Annotated in this window: 17 protein-coding genes and 1 other RNA gene; 7 read left to right on the plus strand and 11 right to left on the minus strand. The window is 39.4% G+C overall.

Annotation, left to right across the window (positions count from 1 at the left end; all coding sequences use genetic code 11):
- Positions 1 to 12 precede the first annotated feature (12 nt).
- Complete coding sequence (locus GQR52_RS05235; protein ID WP_165727684.1) at positions 13 to 855, minus strand: pirin family protein; 843 nt, start codon at positions 853 to 855, stop codon at positions 13 to 15.
- A gap of 201 nt (positions 856 to 1,056) precedes the next feature.
- Between GQR52_RS05235 and GQR52_RS05240 the strand changes: the two genes are divergently transcribed.
- Together GQR52_RS05240 and GQR52_RS05245 are read left to right on the plus strand one after the other, a co-directional pair.
- Positions 1,057 to 4,161 (plus strand): EAL domain-containing protein, encoded by a 3,105-nt coding sequence (locus GQR52_RS05240; protein ID WP_165727685.1) that lies wholly within the window; start codon positions 1,057 to 1,059, stop codon positions 4,159 to 4,161.
- A gap of 89 nt (positions 4,162 to 4,250) precedes the next feature.
- On the plus strand, positions 4,251 to 5,138 hold the full coding sequence (locus GQR52_RS05245; protein WP_165727686.1) for a LysR family transcriptional regulator: 888 nt from the start codon (positions 4,251 to 4,253) through the stop codon (positions 5,136 to 5,138).
- A gap of 3 nt (positions 5,139 to 5,141) precedes the next feature.
- On the opposite strand, the gene GQR52_RS05250 is transcribed toward GQR52_RS05245, so the two are convergent.
- Positions 5,142 to 6,095, minus strand: coding sequence for a YihY/virulence factor BrkB family protein (locus GQR52_RS05250; RefSeq protein ID WP_007582878.1), 954 nt, complete (start codon positions 6,093 to 6,095; stop codon positions 5,142 to 5,144).
- Between the two features lie 117 nt (positions 6,096 to 6,212).
- Between GQR52_RS05250 and GQR52_RS05255 the strand changes: the two genes are divergently transcribed.
- Positions 6,213 to 7,292: a mechanosensitive ion channel family protein gene (locus GQR52_RS05255; RefSeq protein WP_165727687.1), complete on the plus strand. Its 1,080-nt coding sequence runs from the start codon at positions 6,213 to 6,215 to the stop codon at positions 7,290 to 7,292.
- Between the two features lie 75 nt (positions 7,293 to 7,367).
- Here the strand turns inward: GQR52_RS05255 and rnpB are convergent.
- Positions 7,368 to 7,730, minus strand: an RNA gene (gene rnpB, locus GQR52_RS05260) — RNase P RNA component class A.
- A 42-nt stretch (positions 7,731 to 7,772) separates the two neighbouring features.
- Positions 7,773 to 8,630 carry a 16S rRNA (cytidine(1402)-2'-O)-methyltransferase gene (gene rsmI / locus GQR52_RS05265; protein ID WP_010554279.1) on the minus strand — a complete coding sequence of 286 codons (858 nt, stop codon included), beginning with the start codon at positions 8,628 to 8,630 and terminating at the stop codon, positions 7,773 to 7,775.
- A gap of 61 nt (positions 8,631 to 8,691) precedes the next feature.
- Here rsmI and GQR52_RS05270 point away from each other — a divergent pair, with 61 nt between their 5' ends.
- Genes GQR52_RS05270 through dolP form a run of 4 tightly spaced genes read left to right on the plus strand, consistent with a single transcriptional unit; the run spans position 8,692 to position 12,145 of the window.
- Positions 8,692 to 10,569 carry a penicillin-binding protein activator gene (locus tag GQR52_RS05270; RefSeq protein WP_165727688.1) on the plus strand — a complete coding sequence of 626 codons (1,878 nt, stop codon included), beginning with the start codon at positions 8,692 to 8,694 and terminating at the stop codon, positions 10,567 to 10,569.
- Between the two features lie 19 nt (positions 10,570 to 10,588).
- Complete coding sequence (locus tag GQR52_RS05275; RefSeq protein ID WP_165727689.1) at positions 10,589 to 10,960, plus strand: YraN family protein; 372 nt, start codon at positions 10,589 to 10,591, stop codon at positions 10,958 to 10,960.
- 32 nt (positions 10,961 to 10,992) lie between these two features.
- A complete protein-coding gene (locus tag GQR52_RS05280) occupies positions 10,993 to 11,586 on the plus strand; it encodes an SIS domain-containing protein (protein WP_002957968.1) in 594 nt (197 codons plus the stop codon).
- Positions 11,579 to 12,145 (plus strand): division/outer membrane stress-associated lipid-binding lipoprotein, encoded by a 567-nt coding sequence (dolP, locus tag GQR52_RS05285; RefSeq protein WP_165727690.1) that lies wholly within the window; start codon positions 11,579 to 11,581, stop codon positions 12,143 to 12,145. Before GQR52_RS05280 ends, dolP begins: the two co-directional genes overlap by 8 nt.
- Before the next feature lie 59 nt (positions 12,146 to 12,204).
- On the opposite strand, the gene GQR52_RS05290 is transcribed toward dolP, so the two are convergent.
- The 7 genes from GQR52_RS05290 to rplM all read right to left on the minus strand — a co-directional run bounded on the left by GQR52_RS05290 (position 12,205) and on the right by rplM (position 17,361).
- Entirely contained in the window at positions 12,205 to 12,642 is a 438-nt protein-coding gene (locus GQR52_RS05290; RefSeq protein ID WP_024593995.1) for a ClpXP protease specificity-enhancing factor, read from the minus strand.
- Positions 12,642 to 13,268, minus strand: a complete 627-nt coding sequence (gene sspA / locus GQR52_RS05295; protein ID WP_002957965.1) for a stringent starvation protein SspA — start codon at positions 13,266 to 13,268, stop codon at positions 12,642 to 12,644. Before sspA ends, GQR52_RS05290 begins: the two co-directional genes overlap by 1 nt.
- 80 nt (positions 13,269 to 13,348) lie before the next feature.
- Entirely contained in the window at positions 13,349 to 14,098 is a 750-nt protein-coding gene (locus tag GQR52_RS05300) for a cytochrome c1 (protein WP_007580337.1), read from the minus strand.
- Entirely contained in the window at positions 14,095 to 15,360 is a 1,266-nt protein-coding gene (locus GQR52_RS05305; protein ID WP_165727691.1) for a cytochrome b N-terminal domain-containing protein, read from the minus strand. The genes GQR52_RS05300 and GQR52_RS05305 overlap by 4 nt, the downstream gene beginning before the upstream one ends.
- Positions 15,360 to 15,950, minus strand: a complete 591-nt coding sequence (gene petA / locus GQR52_RS05310) for a ubiquinol-cytochrome c reductase iron-sulfur subunit (RefSeq protein WP_007580333.1) — start codon at positions 15,948 to 15,950, stop codon at positions 15,360 to 15,362. Before petA ends, GQR52_RS05305 begins: the two co-directional genes overlap by 1 nt.
- A 581-nt stretch (positions 15,951 to 16,531) precedes the next feature.
- Positions 16,532 to 16,924 carry a 30S ribosomal protein S9 gene (rpsI, locus tag GQR52_RS05315; protein ID WP_024590200.1) on the minus strand — a complete coding sequence of 131 codons (393 nt, stop codon included), beginning with the start codon at positions 16,922 to 16,924 and terminating at the stop codon, positions 16,532 to 16,534.
- 8 nt (positions 16,925 to 16,932) lie between these two features.
- Complete coding sequence (gene rplM / locus GQR52_RS05320; protein ID WP_007378318.1) at positions 16,933 to 17,361, minus strand: 50S ribosomal protein L13; 429 nt, start codon at positions 17,359 to 17,361, stop codon at positions 16,933 to 16,935.
- Between the last annotated feature and the right edge of the window lie 87 nt (positions 17,362 to 17,448).

Below are 17,448 nucleotides of genomic sequence, written 5' to 3' on the forward strand. Positions count from 1 at the left end.
CTAAAAATACCGTTAAATTTTGCCAAACTCGCCGTTTTGATAATCACGCACTGCTTGCTGTACTTCAGCTTGAGTCGTCATTACAAACGGCCCCATATGAGCAATCGGCTGATTAAGTGGATCGCCAGCTAAAACCAAAACACCAGCGCCGTGCTCAGAGCTAATATTAATGTCACTCCCTGGTTCCAAAATAAGTAACTTACCCGCTGGTATTGTTTGATTGTCGCTCATTATTAGTGAGCCGCTATGAATATAAAGCATTACTTTTTGTTGGCTAATAGGTTCTAAATTCATGCTTTTACCAGCAGGTAATGTAATATCAGCAAGCGCCGCATTGGCAGCTAAACTCTGCAGAGCGCTTGTAAGCGTTTCACTTTCAAACTGCCACGATCCCGCCAGTGCTTTTAACGTCACACCTTGTGTGTTAGTAAAACTCGGAGCTGGGTTTTTAGTAGTATCTTGATAACGTGAATCACGCATTTTTTCTGCGCTTGGCATGTTGATCCAAATTTGAAAGCCATGCAAACCGTCAACAGCATCCGCGAGTGGCATTTCACTGTGCATGACGCCGCGCCCTGTACTCATCCATTGCACATCGCCTGCTTTAATTGCTTCTCTGTTACCCATTTGGTCGCGATGTTCAAAGCCACCTTTTAGAATATAAGTAAACGTTTCAATACCTCGGTGCGGATGCTCAGGAAAGCCTCCCATATAATCTTTTTTGTCGTCTGACTTAAGTTCATCAATCATTAAAAATGGATCTAAATATTTACCATCAAACCCAGGTATACGGCTAATGCTTACGCCGTCGCCATCTTGAGTTGCGTAAGCTGTAAGTATTTTTGATATTTTCATTTTTTAATTCACTCTAAAGAATAAGTTGATAAAGTTATTAAATCATTCATTAAACAAAACAACTATGTCTTTAAATCGACCTTAACATTCCAAAAAATAGAACTATAATGATTCATTGGTTACATTTTCAACCTTATAATTACTATGGTTATTTGGAGTGAATTTGGCTACAATTGTTATTGCAAAATACAAAACTAAGGAATGGTTATTTTTACTTATTCTCTCAAACATCAGCTTTATCGTTTACTTATATTGCTAAGTATTCCGGGCACCGCTGTAATTATTTTTACACTGCTGCTTGAACGCGATCACTCTATTGAGCAAAGTGAAAAAAAAGTAGAAAATATTGCTAAGCAATTAATTTTACAGCAAAAGCACTTAGTCGATGATATTGACCGTTTAGCGCGTTATTTGGCTAAAGAGGAAAGTAAGAAAGAAAATTTAGCAACGACCTGCCCTAATTATTTTAATCAATTTAGATCTATTTACGCACATGTTGCCAATATCGGGATTATAGATCCAAATGGCATTGTTATATGTACAACAAGCGGGTTAGCCAAAACAATTAATATTGCCGATCGGGCGTATTTCCAAAACGCCTTAAAAAGTAACCAATTGTCGGTAGGTTATTTTCAGCACGACCGAAGTCTGCAAAAAAACACCCTTAATTTTGCGTTACCTATTATTAATAAAAAAAATGTAATTCAGGGCGTTGTAGTTATCGTTGTTGCGCTTGACTGGTGGAACAATGCTTTTAATGACATTGAACTTCCGCCAGGCTCTATTGCTGCAATTGCTGATTCTAACGGAAAAATTTTAGCGCGTTATCCACCTACAACAGCCGCGCTTGGCGATAATATTGCACAGACTTTATTAGCAACTGATTCTTCGATTAATAATGAGGCATCAACAAAAATAAAATCCATTGAAGGTGAAGCCCGAATGCTTCACCACTCTGTTATTTACAGCGATCCAAGTAATAACAGCTTAAATATACATATCGCACTTCCTGTTACGCATGCTTTAAAGCAAATAAATAATAATTTTTTTATAGCGATTGGTGTGTTTATTTTATCGCTGCTGATACTGTGTTTAATTGCACGTAAACTACTTAAAACCAGCATTATTGACCCAATTAATAATCTAACAAATGCAACAAACGTATTGGCTAAGGGCGAGATGCCCTCACAAAAAATACAACCCAATAATCCAGAGCTAAATACTCTCTATCAGCGTTTTAAATCAATGGCGCAAACTCGGTTAACAGCTGAAGCTAATTTAAAAAACAAGCATGATGAGCTTACTAGCTTGCTTAATACTCTGCCCGATAGTTACGTTAGAATTAACATCCATGGCGATATTCTCAACATAACAGGACAGTTTAAGCCCCAAGTAAATCCTAACAGCACTGTAGTACCTCATTTATCATCAATACTTTCACACAGCAATGTTCAGCTTTTGTTATCGCAGTTATCTAAACTTGATGTTTCGAGCAATTTAGAATTCACACTCGAAAAATCAGATCCTAAACGCAGCTTTGAAGCACGTATTAGCGCAATGCAAAGTAAAAATGAATACGTTGTTGTGCTACGAGATATAACACAACGAAAAGTAAATGAAGAAGCACTCCACCTTGCCTCACTAGTGTATAACAACAGTAGTGAAGGCATGGCAATCACCGATCCAACGGGCATTATATTTGATGTAAATCCTGCGTTTTGTAAAACGACTTTATATAGTAAAGAAGAAGTTATTGGCCGGTCCTCTTCAATTCTTTCATCAGGAAAACATGATAAGAATTTTTACAATAAAATGTGGTCTGAATTACAGCAAACAGGCCGCTGGCAAGGCGAGGTTATTAACCGTAAAAAGAACGGGCAGCTTTACTCTGAGTGGCTCACAATCGATACTATTTATGATACAAACAACGCACCTATTCGTCGTATCGCGATATTCACAGACCTCACAGAAAAAAAACAAGCTGATGAAACCATTTGGCGACAAGCTCATTTTGATCACCTAACTGACTTACCAAATCGTTTAGAGTTAAAGGAGCGATTAAATCAACGGTTTTCAAATGTTGTTACTCCAGATAATCAATTGGTTGTCATGCTTTTAGATATTGATCACTTTAAAGATATTAATGACACATTAGGCCATCACTATGGCGATAACTTATTAAAACTCGTATCTCAGCGTATAGTCCAGTCGGCAAAAAACGCTGAGTTTGTGGCACGAATTGGGGGAGATGAGTTTGTTATTGTATTTAGTCACATTAAAAGTACGCGCCATATTAATCAAATTGCGAGTAATATTTTACTTAGTCTATCGTCAGCTTTGCATCTTGAAAACGAAGAGTTATTTATTAGTGCAAGCATAGGCATTGCTTGCGCTCCTAATGATGGTGAAAATACTGAACAGCTTTTAAAGGCAGCCGATCAGGCTATGTATAAAGCAAAAAGTAATGGTCGTAACTGTTTTGAGTTTTTCTCTGCTGACATGCGCGAATATGCACACGCGCGCATGGTGCTATTAAAAGACTTACGAAGTGCCATAGAACTTGAACAGTTTGAGTTATTTTATCAGCCCATAGTTGCTTTAAATGATTTACATATTCATAAAGCTGAAGCGCTTATTCGTTGGCAACATCCCGAAAAAGGCCTAATTAGCCCTATCGCATTTATCCCACTTGCTGAAGAAACCAGGCAAATAAATGCAATTGGTCAATTTGTATTTGCCCAAGCTTTGCAAACACTTAACGATATAAAAACACTAACCGATGATACTTTTCAAATAAGTGTAAACGTATCGCCAGTGCAATTATCCACGCCAGAGAGTGGCATAGATGAATGGTACGATATGCTAAAAGCAGCAAAACTGCCTGCTTCGTCAATTGTCGCAGAAATAACTGAAGGCTTAATGGTTAACCCTGAAGCACTTACGCAAAGACGCCTAAAAGAAATAGTAAAATCAGGTATGCAGCTTGCTCTTGATGATTTTGGTACCGGGTATTCGTCGCTCGCTTACTTACAAGAAATGGACACCGACTATTTAAAAATAGATAAACGTTTTGTTGATAATATTCAAATAGGCAGCCAAGAACTTGCATTGTGTGAAGCCATCATTGTTATGGCACATCAGTTGGGCTTAAAAGTAATCGCCGAAGGAATTGAAACTAAATTACAAATGCAGCTACTACTTGAAGCAGGATGCGATTACGGTCAAGGTTATTTATTTTCAAGACCTTTAAATAAAAGCAGTTTTATGGCACTTCTAGCTGATAAAAAAGTAGCTTTATTAAAATAAATAGACAAAAAATCACTGTTACGCAATAAATAATGCGTCTGCGCGGTCAAGTTAAGCAATCAGATATAAAGTAGTAACAGGATTTAAAAATGGCAAAAGCAACATTAGAGCAATGGCGAATGTTTAAAGCGGTTGTGGATCATGGCGGGTTTGCAGGCGCAAGCGCAGCTGTACATAAAAGTCAGTCAACCGTACACCATGCTGTGCAAAAACTTGAAGCCGCCTTGCAAATTAAGTTGCTTGAAGTAAAAGGCCGTAAAGCATTTTTAACCGATAGCGGTAAGCTGATTTTACGCAGAGCCGAGTTTTTAATTGAGGAAGCGACTAAAATAGAATCGGTAGCAAGTACACTAAGCGAAGGCGTGGAAAGCACATTAAAAATAGCTGTTGATGAGGTTTTTCCACACGCTATTTTATATCAAGCACTTGCTAAAACGAGTGAGCTTTACCCTCTTTTAAAAATTGATTTAGTAGAAAGCGTGCTAACCGGTGCAAACGAATTACTACATAATTCAGTGGTTGATTTAGCCATTTCATCAATTCCTATCTATGGAATTAGTTGCAGTACGTTATGCGATATAGAGTTTATAGCCGTTGCGCATAAAGACCATGTATTACACCAACAAACTGAACAACTCAACTTTCGCGATTTAAAGCTACACCGGCAAATAGTAGTTCGCGATTCAGCAACCCACACCAGTCACAATGATGGCTGGTTAGGTGCAGATATGCGCTGGACAGTAAGCCATTTACGCAACTCTATTGATATGGTTAGTCAAAATTTAGGTTACGCTTGGCTGCCAAAAACACAAATTGCACACTTAATTGAAGATCAAACCCTCATTGCACTTAATTTAGACCAAGGTACAACCCGCACTCTTAATTTATATTTAATGTGCAACGACAACGATAGGCTTGGTCCTGCAGCACAAGAATTTAAAGAGCAAATTACTGCACTTACTAATTTAGCTAATTAATAGCTATTCATTTTTTACATCGAGGTGATCTGCTACATAGGCGCCTCGCTGCCCACGCTCTTTAGCCGGCCCTACAGTGCTATCTTTACCTGTTTGCTGCTCAGTAGCTGCATTAATAACAGCACCTAATGTGATTATATAAGCGCTGATATACAACCACATCAGCATAATCACTACACCACCTAGTGAGCCATACGTTTCGTTGTAACTAGAAAAACGCGACACATAAAATGAAAAACCTATAGATGCTAAAATCCACAGCACGGTAGCAATAGACGACCCCATTGTGATCCAACGCCATTTAGCAGGTTTACGATGTGGGGCATAACGATATAAAAGTACCAATGCAAAATTAAAGGTAAAAGCCAATAATGGCCAAGAAATGAGTTTAATTAATAAATCTATACTTTCTTTTAGTCCCACTAAATTAAGTACAATAGGTAAAATACCAATAATTAATAGCGCAAAAATTGCGACTACAATCGCTCCTACCGAAAATAAAAAGCGCACTAGTTGAGCCTGAAAAAATGAGCGTTTTTCATATTCACGATAACTAATATTACATGCAGTAATAAGTGCTTGGCTGCCCTTTGAACTACTCCAAATAGTAAGTATGAGCGTACCAATTGCACTTAAGCTCAAGCTTGCACTTGATGTTTTAGCAAGGCTAGAAACCTGAGATAAAATCAGTTCACTGGTGCTTGGTGGAAGCAAAGTAACTATTTTACTTAAGTGCTCACTTATATCTGTTGGGGATGAAAAGTACGCATACACTGATACCATCGCCGCAATGGCTGGAAAAATAGCAAGTAACGCATAAAATGCCACACCGGCTGCCACTATAGATAAGTTATCTTCACTCATTTGCTTAAAAATACGTTTAACAATATCCCACCAACCTATAAAAGGGATATGTGCAGGCTGCTCTGCTTGCTGTCCTCGTTTAGCTTCTTTCATTCTAAACCTCAATATTTGTATTACGTTACTACAGCAAAATATTTGCCAAGTTATAAGCGTTTGGTACCAAACTTGCTAATATTTATCTATAAATGACTCTAACACGGAAGATAAGCCATGCTCGGTACCCTAAAAAGCAGTGTAGCGCTAAATAATACAACACCAATAACTGACGTGATCAAAGTTGATACACTTTCGTGGAATTTCTTTTATGAGCAAGGCGTGCAATTACTTCACGTAACAGCGCAAATATTACCCACTATTTTACTCGGCATAATGCTTTTAGTACTCAGTTACTTAATTTCAGGACCACTTTCTAGATTACTAATCAAACCCATTGACTATATGACTGACAGCAAGCTTGTTCACCTAGTTATAAGGCGCAGCATAAGCACCCTAATAATTTTATTTGGGGTATATTTATTTTTACGTTTAGCAGGGCTTACTCAGTTTGCCGTTGCTATTATGAGTGGGACTGGGTTGATAGGTTTAATACTCGGCTTTGCTTTTAGAGACATAGCAGAGAACTTTATTGCCAGTTTATTACTGAGCGTACAAAGACCTTTTAAAATTGACGATGTAATTGAAGTGGATGGCCGATTAGGTATTGTTAAAAAAGTAACAGCAAGAGCAACCACACTTGTTGATTACGATGGCAATCATATTCAAATACCTAATGCGACTGTATATAAAAATACCATTAAAAACCTGACTGCCAATCCAAAAATGCGCGGCAAAGTAGAAATTGGTATTGGCTACGATAACGATATACGCAGCGCACAAACCCTCGCCCTAGATATTGCCAATCAACAAAATGCAGTACTTAGCGACCCACCCGCGCAGGTTTTAATAAAAAACTTAGGCTCATCTACTATTAACTTCGTTTTGTATTTTTGGGTTAATAGCGAGCAGCACAGCCCATTAAAAGTAGGCTCACAACTTATGCGCGAATTAGTAAATGAGTTCACTAAACAAAAAATCAGCATGCCTGATGACGCACGAGAGAGAATTATACTCACCGACCCTAATGAAAGTGTTTCTAGCTTAGAGGAAAAACAACCATCGCAAATACAAAGCGAAAAAAGTGAAACTGTTGAGCAAACTAAAACGCTTGATGATGTAAGTAGTGATACCGACGAAATACGTGAACAAGCAGAGCAATCTCGCGATCCAGAACAAGGGAAAAATATTATTTAATAATGCTTAAATTGTATTAACTAAAATTTAAACGCAAAAAAGCCCGCAGCGTTAACTGCGGGCTTTTTATTGAATGAGTGAGTCAGCCGTATAAGCCGGGTTTTGTCCTTTCCGAAGAAAGTGATAATCATTCGTCTAGGCCATAAATCGCTCTATGGCTCAAGCAACCTACCCGGTTCCAACGTGGGCCACGCCATAAGGAACCCTATTTGGTCTTGCTCCGAGTGGAGTTTACCTTGCAACCGACTATTACTAGCGGCCCGGTGCGCTCTTACCGCACCCTTTCACCCTTACCAATCGAGATTGGCGGTCTCCTCTCTGCTGCACTTGTCGTGGGCTCACGCCCCCCAGCCGTTAGCTGGCACTCTGCCCTATGGAGCCCGGACTTTCCTCCCCCTGATCATTTTCGTCACAGGCAGCGATCATCTTGGCTGACTCGGCGCGCAGTATACATGAGGCTAATACCAAGCGCAGTAAAATTTACTCTTTTTCTTCAATAATTGTTTTGTATAAAGCGTTTTTCTTCATTCCAAAGTATTCAGCAACAACGCCACAGGCTTTTTTCATTGGCATTTCGCTTTCAAGAAGTGCCAGCATTTTGCGCGCTTCAGGCGGAACATCATCTATTTGCTTTGGTTTGCCCGGAAGCATAAGCACTATTTCGCCACGCTGCTTGGTAGGATCATCAGTTAAAAACTGTTTAAGCTCACTTACACTACCATTAAAAAATGTTTCAAAGGTTTTGGTTAGCTCTTTAGCAAACACAACTTGCTGCTCATCACCAAGGGCTAGTGCTAAATCATCAAGGCTTGCCATAATACGGTGCGTACTTTCGTACATTATGCTGGTAATACCTGAGTTAACAGCTTCGGTAAAAAAGTCTTGGCGAGCTTTACTTTTAGCTGGCGTAAAACCAATAAACTGAAAGCGGTCGGTTGGTAAACCTGAACAACATACGGCTGTAATTGCAGCACATGCACCTGGAACAGGTGTAACATGAGCGCCTTGTTCACGACATAGATTTACAACAGCGTAGCCTGGATCACTAATTAGCGGTGTACCAGCGTCAGATACTAAAGCAATATTTAAACCTTGATTAAGTTGATCAATAATTTGTTGTGCTTTTTGCTTTTCGTTGTGGTCGTGTAATGCAAACGTTTTTGCCTTAATACCAAAGTGGCTAAGTAGCTTGCCGGTATGGCGAGTGTCTTCAGCAGCTATTAAGTCAACTTGCGATAATGTCGCAATGGCACGGTGACTTAAGTCGTCATAATTGCCAATTGGGGTGGCAACAATGTAAAGAGTGCCAATTTTCTGTGAATTCTCCTCATTTAACATTGAGGTCTCCTGCGTCAGTCAGTAATATAAGCAAATCGCGTTAACGTATTGGGAAATCATTGTGCGACTTAAACTAGTTAGTCTATTAATTATATTGTCAGGGTTATCGGCGTGTAGCACAACCGAAAAACCAACTAAAAACAGCGATAACGTAAGTAACCGCACTAATGCACTGCAAAATCAGGCAACCAGTGCGCAATCCATCTATCAATTGGCGCAAAACCGCCAAGGTGCCGATAAAATACAGTTATTGTATAGCGCCCGTGATGCAGCAATTAGTGAGCAAAACTGGCCTTTATTGGAGATAATTGGTAATGAGCTTGAATTAACCGCAAGTGTTGATCAAATCCAGAACCGTCTTTATATTGCATTTGCACAAAAACAACAGAATAAAAATGATCAAGCTTTGGTTATTTTACAGTCGCTAGACGGACAACTGACTCAACCTGAGCATTTTGCTTGGCATCAGTTTTTAACGGCCAGTATTTACGCATCGCAAAATTTTCCGAAAAAAGCTGCACCCTACTTTTTTAGGGTCTCTGAAACAGCAACAAAAAATAATATAGAAATCCCTCAACTTAATCAAAATTTGTGGGATAACTTAAAGCAACTTTCTTCTTACGCGCTTGAACGCTTTAACCGTGGTTCGGTTATTCAGCAAGGGTGGGCTAACCTAGCGTTATATCATCAAGTATATGCAAGTAGTGGCGTAGAGTTAGATCAAGCGATCAACAATTGGCGCAGACGCTATATTGGGCATCCGGCTTTTACTGTATTACCTGAACAAGATGAAATACTTACTGAACTTGCTCCTATCAATATAGAGCGCTTAGTTGTGTTATTTCCACAATCGGGCCCTAACGAACGTTTAGGTGATGCCCTTAAAGCTGGCGTATTAGCTGCACTTGATACGCAAAATATCAACGACACTATTTTTATTGATGAAAACTTAAGTACAGAAGAAATTGCAGCACAACTTGAAGAAATAAAGCCTGACTTTGTAATTGGTCCTCTACTTAAAGCAAATATTGATAAACTTGCCAATGCACAAACTCTTATTGATACTCCGGTACTACATTTAAACACCTTTGATGGTGAGCGAATTTCGCTTCAGCATTATTATTTTGCACTAAACCCTGAGCACGAAGTACAACAAGCCTTAGAACACTTTTTAACTAAGGGCTATCAAAAACCTATGTTGCTTGCACCAAATAACGCAAATGGCCAACGCTTGGTTGATTACTTTAACTTACAGTGGCAACGCTATAGCGAAACCAAGCCGCAAATAGGTTTTTATAACGATAAAAAAGATATGCCTAATACAATTACCAGCTTGTTAGAAGTTGATAAATCAAAAGAGCGCATAAAAACGATTAAAGCACTATTTAGACAGGAAGTAGAAAACGAAACCCGTTCACGTAGTGATATAGACGTTATTTATATTTTGGGTGATGCAATAGAAACACGCTTAATTAAACCTTACCTTGATGTAAACGTAAGTACATTTGCAGATCGTATTCCACTTTATGCCAGCTCTAAAAGTCATAGTAAACAAATTGACAGTACTGACAAAGGCGACTTAGACGGCCTATACTTCACTGAATTGCCGTGGATGCTCGATTCGCAAATTAAACAACATAACTTACGCCAGCAGTATGATTCGTTATGGCCAGAGCAAGTAGATATTAGCCAACGCTTATTTGCAATGGCGTACGATGCTGTATCAATATTACATGACATCAGGCAGTTAAGCGTAATGCCAGGCAATCAATATAGTGGTTTAAGCGGTAAGTTATCTGTTAATACCAGCGGCCATATAGAACGCACGCTCGACTGGGCTCAATATACAAACCGTCGCATTAAGCCTGTGCAATTAGAAACACAACGCCCGGTACCATTGTTTATGCAATCAGCGGGTGACATACAAACTATCAATTAAATTTAATTAAGGGGGCGGCATGTCGTGGTTTAAAGAGCTGTGGCACAATAGTCGCGAAAAAGGCCAGTATTATGAGCTTGAAGCGCAAAAATACTTAGTTACTCAAGGGCTAACACCCATAGAACGTAATTATTACTGCCCCTTTGGTGAGCTTGATGTCATTATGAAAGAAGGCGATACCCTTGTATTCGTTGAGGTTAAGTTTCGCAAAAATAATGCTCTTGGCGGTGCCAACTATGCGCTTAGTCCACAAAAACAAGCTCGATTAAAACGTAGTATTTATCATTACTTAGCAGCTAAAAATTTAACTAACCAAGCTCTAAGAATTGATTATGTAGCCATTACAGGAGAAGCATCTCCTAATATTAATTGGCTTAAAAATGTATTTTAAACGCAAATACAAAGATAAATTATTGGTAGGCTATGCAAGACACAATTAAAGAAATTTTTACAGAAAGCATTCAAGTTCAAATCGCTGCTGGTGAAGTGCTACCTAGTGCGCTTGAGTCAGCTGCATTTACTATTGCACAAAGTCTGATCAACGGAAATAAACTCATTTGCTGCGGTACTGCAAATTGCCACATGCTCGCTCAGCATATGGCGGGTGTGTTGGTTAATCATTATGAAACCGAACGTCCCTGCTTACCTGCAATTGCTCTATCGCAAGAAAACGTTAATCTTGGGCAAAGTACTCAAGTAGACGATCACGATACATTTGCTCGCCAAGTCCGCGCTTTTGCCCAACAAGGTGATTTATTGCTTGTATTGGCTATAAACGGCAACGAAAAACATGTTATTTCTGCCGTTGAAGCTGCACTAACTAAAGATATGAAGGTCATAGTTATGGTTGGTGATGATGGTGGCGAGTTGGTAGGCCTACTTGGACCTAACGATGTTGAAATTAGATCGCCATCTAAACGCCCTAGCCGCATTATCGAATCCCATTTAGTTAACTTACATTGTTTAAGCGAACTTGTTGATTTAACGCTTTTCCCTCAGGATGAAAATTATGTTTAAACACTCTCTTATTGTTTTAGGTACTGTTGTATTACTGCAAGGCTGCGCAGCCGCTGTTGTTGCAGGTACAGCCAGTGCAGTAACTGCAGCGAACGACCGCCGTACTATTGGCTCTCAAATTGACGATAACAATATTGAAATAAAAGCCAGTATTGCACTTAGCGAAGTAGAACGTCTTGAAAAGTTTGCCAATATAAGCGCTGTAAGCGTTAACGGTATTGTTTTACTTGTTGGCCAAGTATCTAACGAAGAAATGAGAAACGAAGCGCAGCGCACCATTGAGGGCGTTTCAGGTATTCGTAAAATACATAACCAAATTCGTATTGGCTCAAATACTGGCATTACTACACAAACTCACGACTCTTGGCTAACTTCTAAAGTAAAAGCCCAGCTACTAACAGCAAAAGACATTAGCAGTAATAACATTAAAGTAGTGACAGAAAATGCTGAAGTTTTTTTAATGGGCTTAGTATCTGACTCTGAGTCAACTCAAGCTGTAAATATTGCCCGCAATGTTTCTGGCGTAGAGCGTGTAATTAAAGTATTTGAATACTTGTAAACACAAAATACAGACATAAAAAAACCGCTTATTCAGCGGTTTTTTTTGGCATTTACTTATTATTTAATAACACGTAAATGAGAGCCTTTTTTCTTCTCAGGCTTTTCTGGTGGTGTTTCATCAATATACTCAGCTGATGAATCAACACTTTCAAGCTCTGGCACAAAATCGTCTTCGTCCTCTAAAAACTCATCTGCGGTAAAGACTGTTCCTTCGCCATTTTCACGCGCGTATATTGCAAGCACAGCACCTAGAGGTACATACACTTGCATTGGCTGACCACCAAAGCGCGCACTGAAGCTAAGTTGGGTTAAGTCTAACGAAAACTGTGTGACCGCTGATGGACTTATGTTTAAAACAATTTGTCCGTCTTGAACAAATTGTGTTGGCACTTGTACATTTGCAAATCCAGCGTCTACCACTAAATGCGGTGTACACTCGTTATCGACTATCCAATCAAAAAAAGCACGTAATAAATAAGGACGATTAGGCGTCATTATAAACGGATCTCACGCTCAGCTTCAGTTAAAGAGGCTTGGAATGACTCACGTTCAAATAAACGGATCATGTACTCTTTAAGCTCTTTAGAACCTGCACCATTAAGCTCAATACCAAACTCTGGTAAACGCCATAATAGTGGAGCTAAATAACAGTCTACTAAGCTAAACTCTTCACTCATAAAGTAAGGTGCTTCGCTAAAAATAGGTGCTACAGCAAGCAATGCTTCTGTTAGCTCTTTACGAGCTTGAGCAGCGTCTGACGTGTTGTTACTGATTTTGTCAGCTAGGCTGTACCAATCAGTATCAATACGATGCATCATTAAGCGGCTACGACCACGCATTACCGGGTAAACAGGCATTAGTGGAGGATGAGGAAAACGTTCATCAAGGTATTCCATGATGATGTTTGCCTGGTATAAACCAAGCTCACGGTCAATCAGTGTTGGCACTGTACCGTAAGGGTTAATTTCGTGAAGTGCTTCTGGCAAGTTATCTTTTTCAGCCAAATGAATATCTACACTTACACCTTTTTCCGCAAGTACAATACGTACTTGGTGGCTATACATACAGTTAGCACCAGAAAAAAGGGTCATTACAGGGCGCTTATTGGCAGCTACGGCCATGCCTATACCTCCATTAAATAACTAAAACAGCAAAAGGGGCTTAAGCCCCTATTGCAAAATTACCTTTAAAAATGTTCAACCTAATGAACATCTCTCCAGTATTCTTTCTTAAGCATAAATGCCAAGATAAACAGGATAATTAAAAATCCTATTACCTTAATACCTAGCGCTTCCGATTCAAGACGTGAAGGTTCACCCACGTACTCAAGGAAGTTTGTTAAATCACGAGCCGCTTGGTCGTATTCATCTATGCTTAATTCGCCCGTACCATCTGTTTCAGTAGCAATAACTTTAGTCACAGTGTGACCATGCTCTTGTACTTCTTTAGTGATAGGTGTTGGTAAACCTTGTAGTTCTTGAAGAACGTGAGGCATACCTACCGATGGGAAAACAATGTTGTTAACCCCAAACGGACGAGATTCATCTTTATAAAACGATTTTAAGTACGTGTAAATATAATCTGGTGATTTTACACGAGCAATTAGAGTTAAATCCGGCGGAGCCGCACCAAACCATTTTGCTGCATCGTCTTTTGTAATCGCGTTAGTAATATGACTACCTACTTTAGAGCCGTCAAAAATCAACTGCTCTAAACCAACCTCTGTTGGGATACCGATATCACGAAAAGTACGTTCATAACGTTGATACTGCATTTGGTGACAACCAAGACAGTAGTTCATGAACAACTTTGCACCGCGTTGTAAAGATGGTTGATCAGTAAGGTCGTTGTTCGCTTCCATTAAAGGAACCGATGGACCCGCTGCCATAACCATGTTCGGCAACAAGTTTACTGATAAAGCAAATAAACCAATAATAAGCTTCTTCATCATTTCGTTAACCTCTCTGGCAATGGCTTAGTTTTTTCGTTCTTACTGTATACAAACAACAGTACGAAGAACATAAAGTAAGTCACAGTACAGATTTGAGAAATAATCGTTTTCATATCAGTTTGTGGAGTTGCACCCACCCAACCTAGAAGAACGAAAGTTACAACAAAACCTGCAATGTTCCATTTATGGAAACCACAACGGTAACGAACCGATTTAACTCTACCACGGTCTACCCAAGGTAGTAACGCAAGTACCACAATCGATGCACCCATCGCCGCAACACCGATTAACTTATCAGGGATTGCACGTAAGATTGCATAGAATGGCGTAAAGTACCAAACCGGGAAAATATGCTCAGGTGTTTTAAGTGGGTTAGCTGCCTCGAAGTTTGGACCTTCTAAAAAGAAGCCATTCATCGCTGGCATAAAGAACACAACCCAACAGAACAATATTAAGAAACCAACCACACCCACAATATCTTTAACTGTGTAGTAAGGGTGGAACGGTATCGCATCAACAATATCTTTCTTGTCAGTGTAATACTCATGAAATTTAAATTTAGGCTTATCGTCTTCAGCTACTGAGCCTTTCTTACGTTTAATCTCAATACCTTCAGGGTTATTTGAACCCACTTCGTGTAGAGCAACAATGTGTAAGAAAACTAAGATTACAATAACCAGTGGTAGTGCAATTACATGTAATGCAAAGAAGCGGTTAAGCGTTGCACCTGATATTACATAGTCACCACGGATCCAAAGTGTTAAGTCATCACCAATAACCGGAATAGCCCCGAATAAGGAGATGATTACCTGTGCACCCCAGAACGACATTTGCCCCCATGGTAATAAATACCCCATGAATGCTTCAGCCATTAGCGCTAAGAAAATAAACATACCAAATAACCACAGTAACTCACGTGGTTTTTGATAAGAACCGTAGATCATGCCACGGAACATATGCATATATACAACGATGAAAAACGCTGATGCACCGGTTGAGTGCAAGTAACGTAATAACCAGCCATATTCTACATCACGCATGATGTATTCTACTGAAGCGAATGCACCTTCAGAAGACGGAACAAAGTTCATCGTTAACCAAATACCTGTTAGGATTTGGTTTACTAGTACCAACATGGCTAATGAGCCAAAAAAGTACCAGAAGTTGAAGTTTTTAGGTGCTGGATACTGTGCAATATGCATGTTCCAAACACGTGTCATTGGGATACGGTCGTCTATCCAACCAATAATCTTACCAAACATTAGGCTGCCCCTTTTTCTTCGCCCACTAAAATAGTGGTCTCATCAAGAAAAGTATAAGGTGGTATCTCTAAGTTTAATGGAGCAGGTACCGATTGAAATACACGGCCAGCCATATCAAATTTAGAACCATGACATGGGCAATAGAAGCCATCATCGGTTCCTTCAACTTTCTCACTAAAGTTACCTTGGAAAAAGCCAGGTGAACACCCTAAATGCGTACAAATACCTACAGCCAGAAAGATTTCTGGACGTAATGAACGGTAATCATTTGTTGATGATTCTAATTGTTGTGGCTCTTGCGAATGCGGATCACGAAGTTGACCTTCATGTTCTTTCATTTGCTCAAGCATTTTTGGGGTCCGTGATACAACCCATACAGGTTTACCACGCCACTCGACACGTATTAATTGTCCCGGTTCAAGTTTGCTGATATCTACTTCTACAGGCGCACCCGCAGATTTAGCTCGCTCACTTGGATTCCAAGACGCAATAAAAGGAACAGCAGCCCCAGCCGCACCAACACCACCTACAACAGAGGTAGCTATGGTTAAAAAGCGACGTCGGCCATTGTCTACAGGCGCATTGCTCATCCACTTATCTCCACTATGATTCTCAACACTTGCTATATTGAGAACATCAGTTACAGCAGGTTAATTATTCGAATTTTTAAAATAGAAGCGATCATAATTAAAACCCTTGATTAAAACAAGGTTATTCAAAGCCCTATGCTCGAATAAAACTAACTTGATCAAAACTTGATTAAGTAAGCTCGAGAATAAAGCCGAACGACTATAATAACGCTTCTGTAAAAACAATATACTGACCAAGATCAACACCACTAAGAGGAAACAGTAAAAAACTGTACATAGTGCGGTTAAACTCACTCATTTTACTTCAATGCCAATTGTAGCAAAAAATTCCACCAATTAACTGATGGATTTAAACTAATTACGATAATTATTTAACTTTTTTGCAGCTATCTGAGTGTTTTTTAACTTTCGTTTGATTAATACGCAGTTATTAATCAATTTGATCATCATTAATTGCTGCAATCACCCAGTATCACCGTCGATATAAATAACTTTATATTAAGTTGCAAATGTAAACATTTTGATTTGAAAACAAAAAACCCAGCATAAGCTGGGTTTTTGAATTCTTGATAACGTATAGATTAACGTTTTGAGAACTGTGGACGCTTACGCGCTTTCTTAAGACCCACTTTCTTACGTTCAACTTTACGTGCATCACGTGTAACAAAACCTGCTTTACGAAGTTGTGAACGTAATGATTCGTCAAACTCCATAAGTGCACGAGTGATACCATGACGGATAGCACCAGCTTGACCAGTTGTACCACCACCAGAAACGGTGATGTAAAGGTCAAATTTTTCAGTCATATCAACTAGCTCAAGAGCTTGATGAACAACCATGCGTGCTGTTTCGCGACCAAAATACTCTTCTAGAGAGCGTTTGTTGATTACGATGTTACCAGTGCCTGGGCGTAAGAATACGCGAGCACTTGAACTTTTACGACGACCTGTACCGTAGTATTGATTTGCCATGATGGTGCTCCTTAAATGTCTAGAACCTGAGGCTGTTGTGCAGCATGGTTGTGCTCAGTACCTGTGTAAACTTTAAGTTTACGGTACATAGCGCGGCCTAAAGGACCACGTGGCAACATGCCCTTAACAGCCTTCTCGATGATCATTTCAGGCTTTGCAGCTTGAAGTTTATCAAAAGTAGTAGACTTAAGACCACCTGGAAAACCAGAGTGTGAATAGTACACTTTGTTTTTGAATTTGTTACCAGTTACAGTAACTTTTTCAGCGTTGATAACGATGATATAATCACCAGTATCTACGTGCGGTGTATATTCAACTTTATGCTTACCGCGTAGGCGATGAGCGATTTCAGTAGCGATGCGACCTAAAGTTTTACCTTCAGCGTCAACTACGTACCAGTCACGTTTTACTGTTTCTGGTTTAGCAACAAACGTTTTCATTTATAAAAATCCAATGTTTTTCAATTAAAACCACAAGTAGTTAATATTAACTACTGCTCTAAGTTTGCTATAACCCCTTCGAGTTTT

Origin of the sequence: Pseudoalteromonas sp. 31A1 (genome assembly GCF_011378815.1) — a bacterium.
Taxonomy (GTDB): Bacteria; Pseudomonadota; Gammaproteobacteria; order Enterobacterales; family Alteromonadaceae; genus Pseudoalteromonas; species Pseudoalteromonas arctica.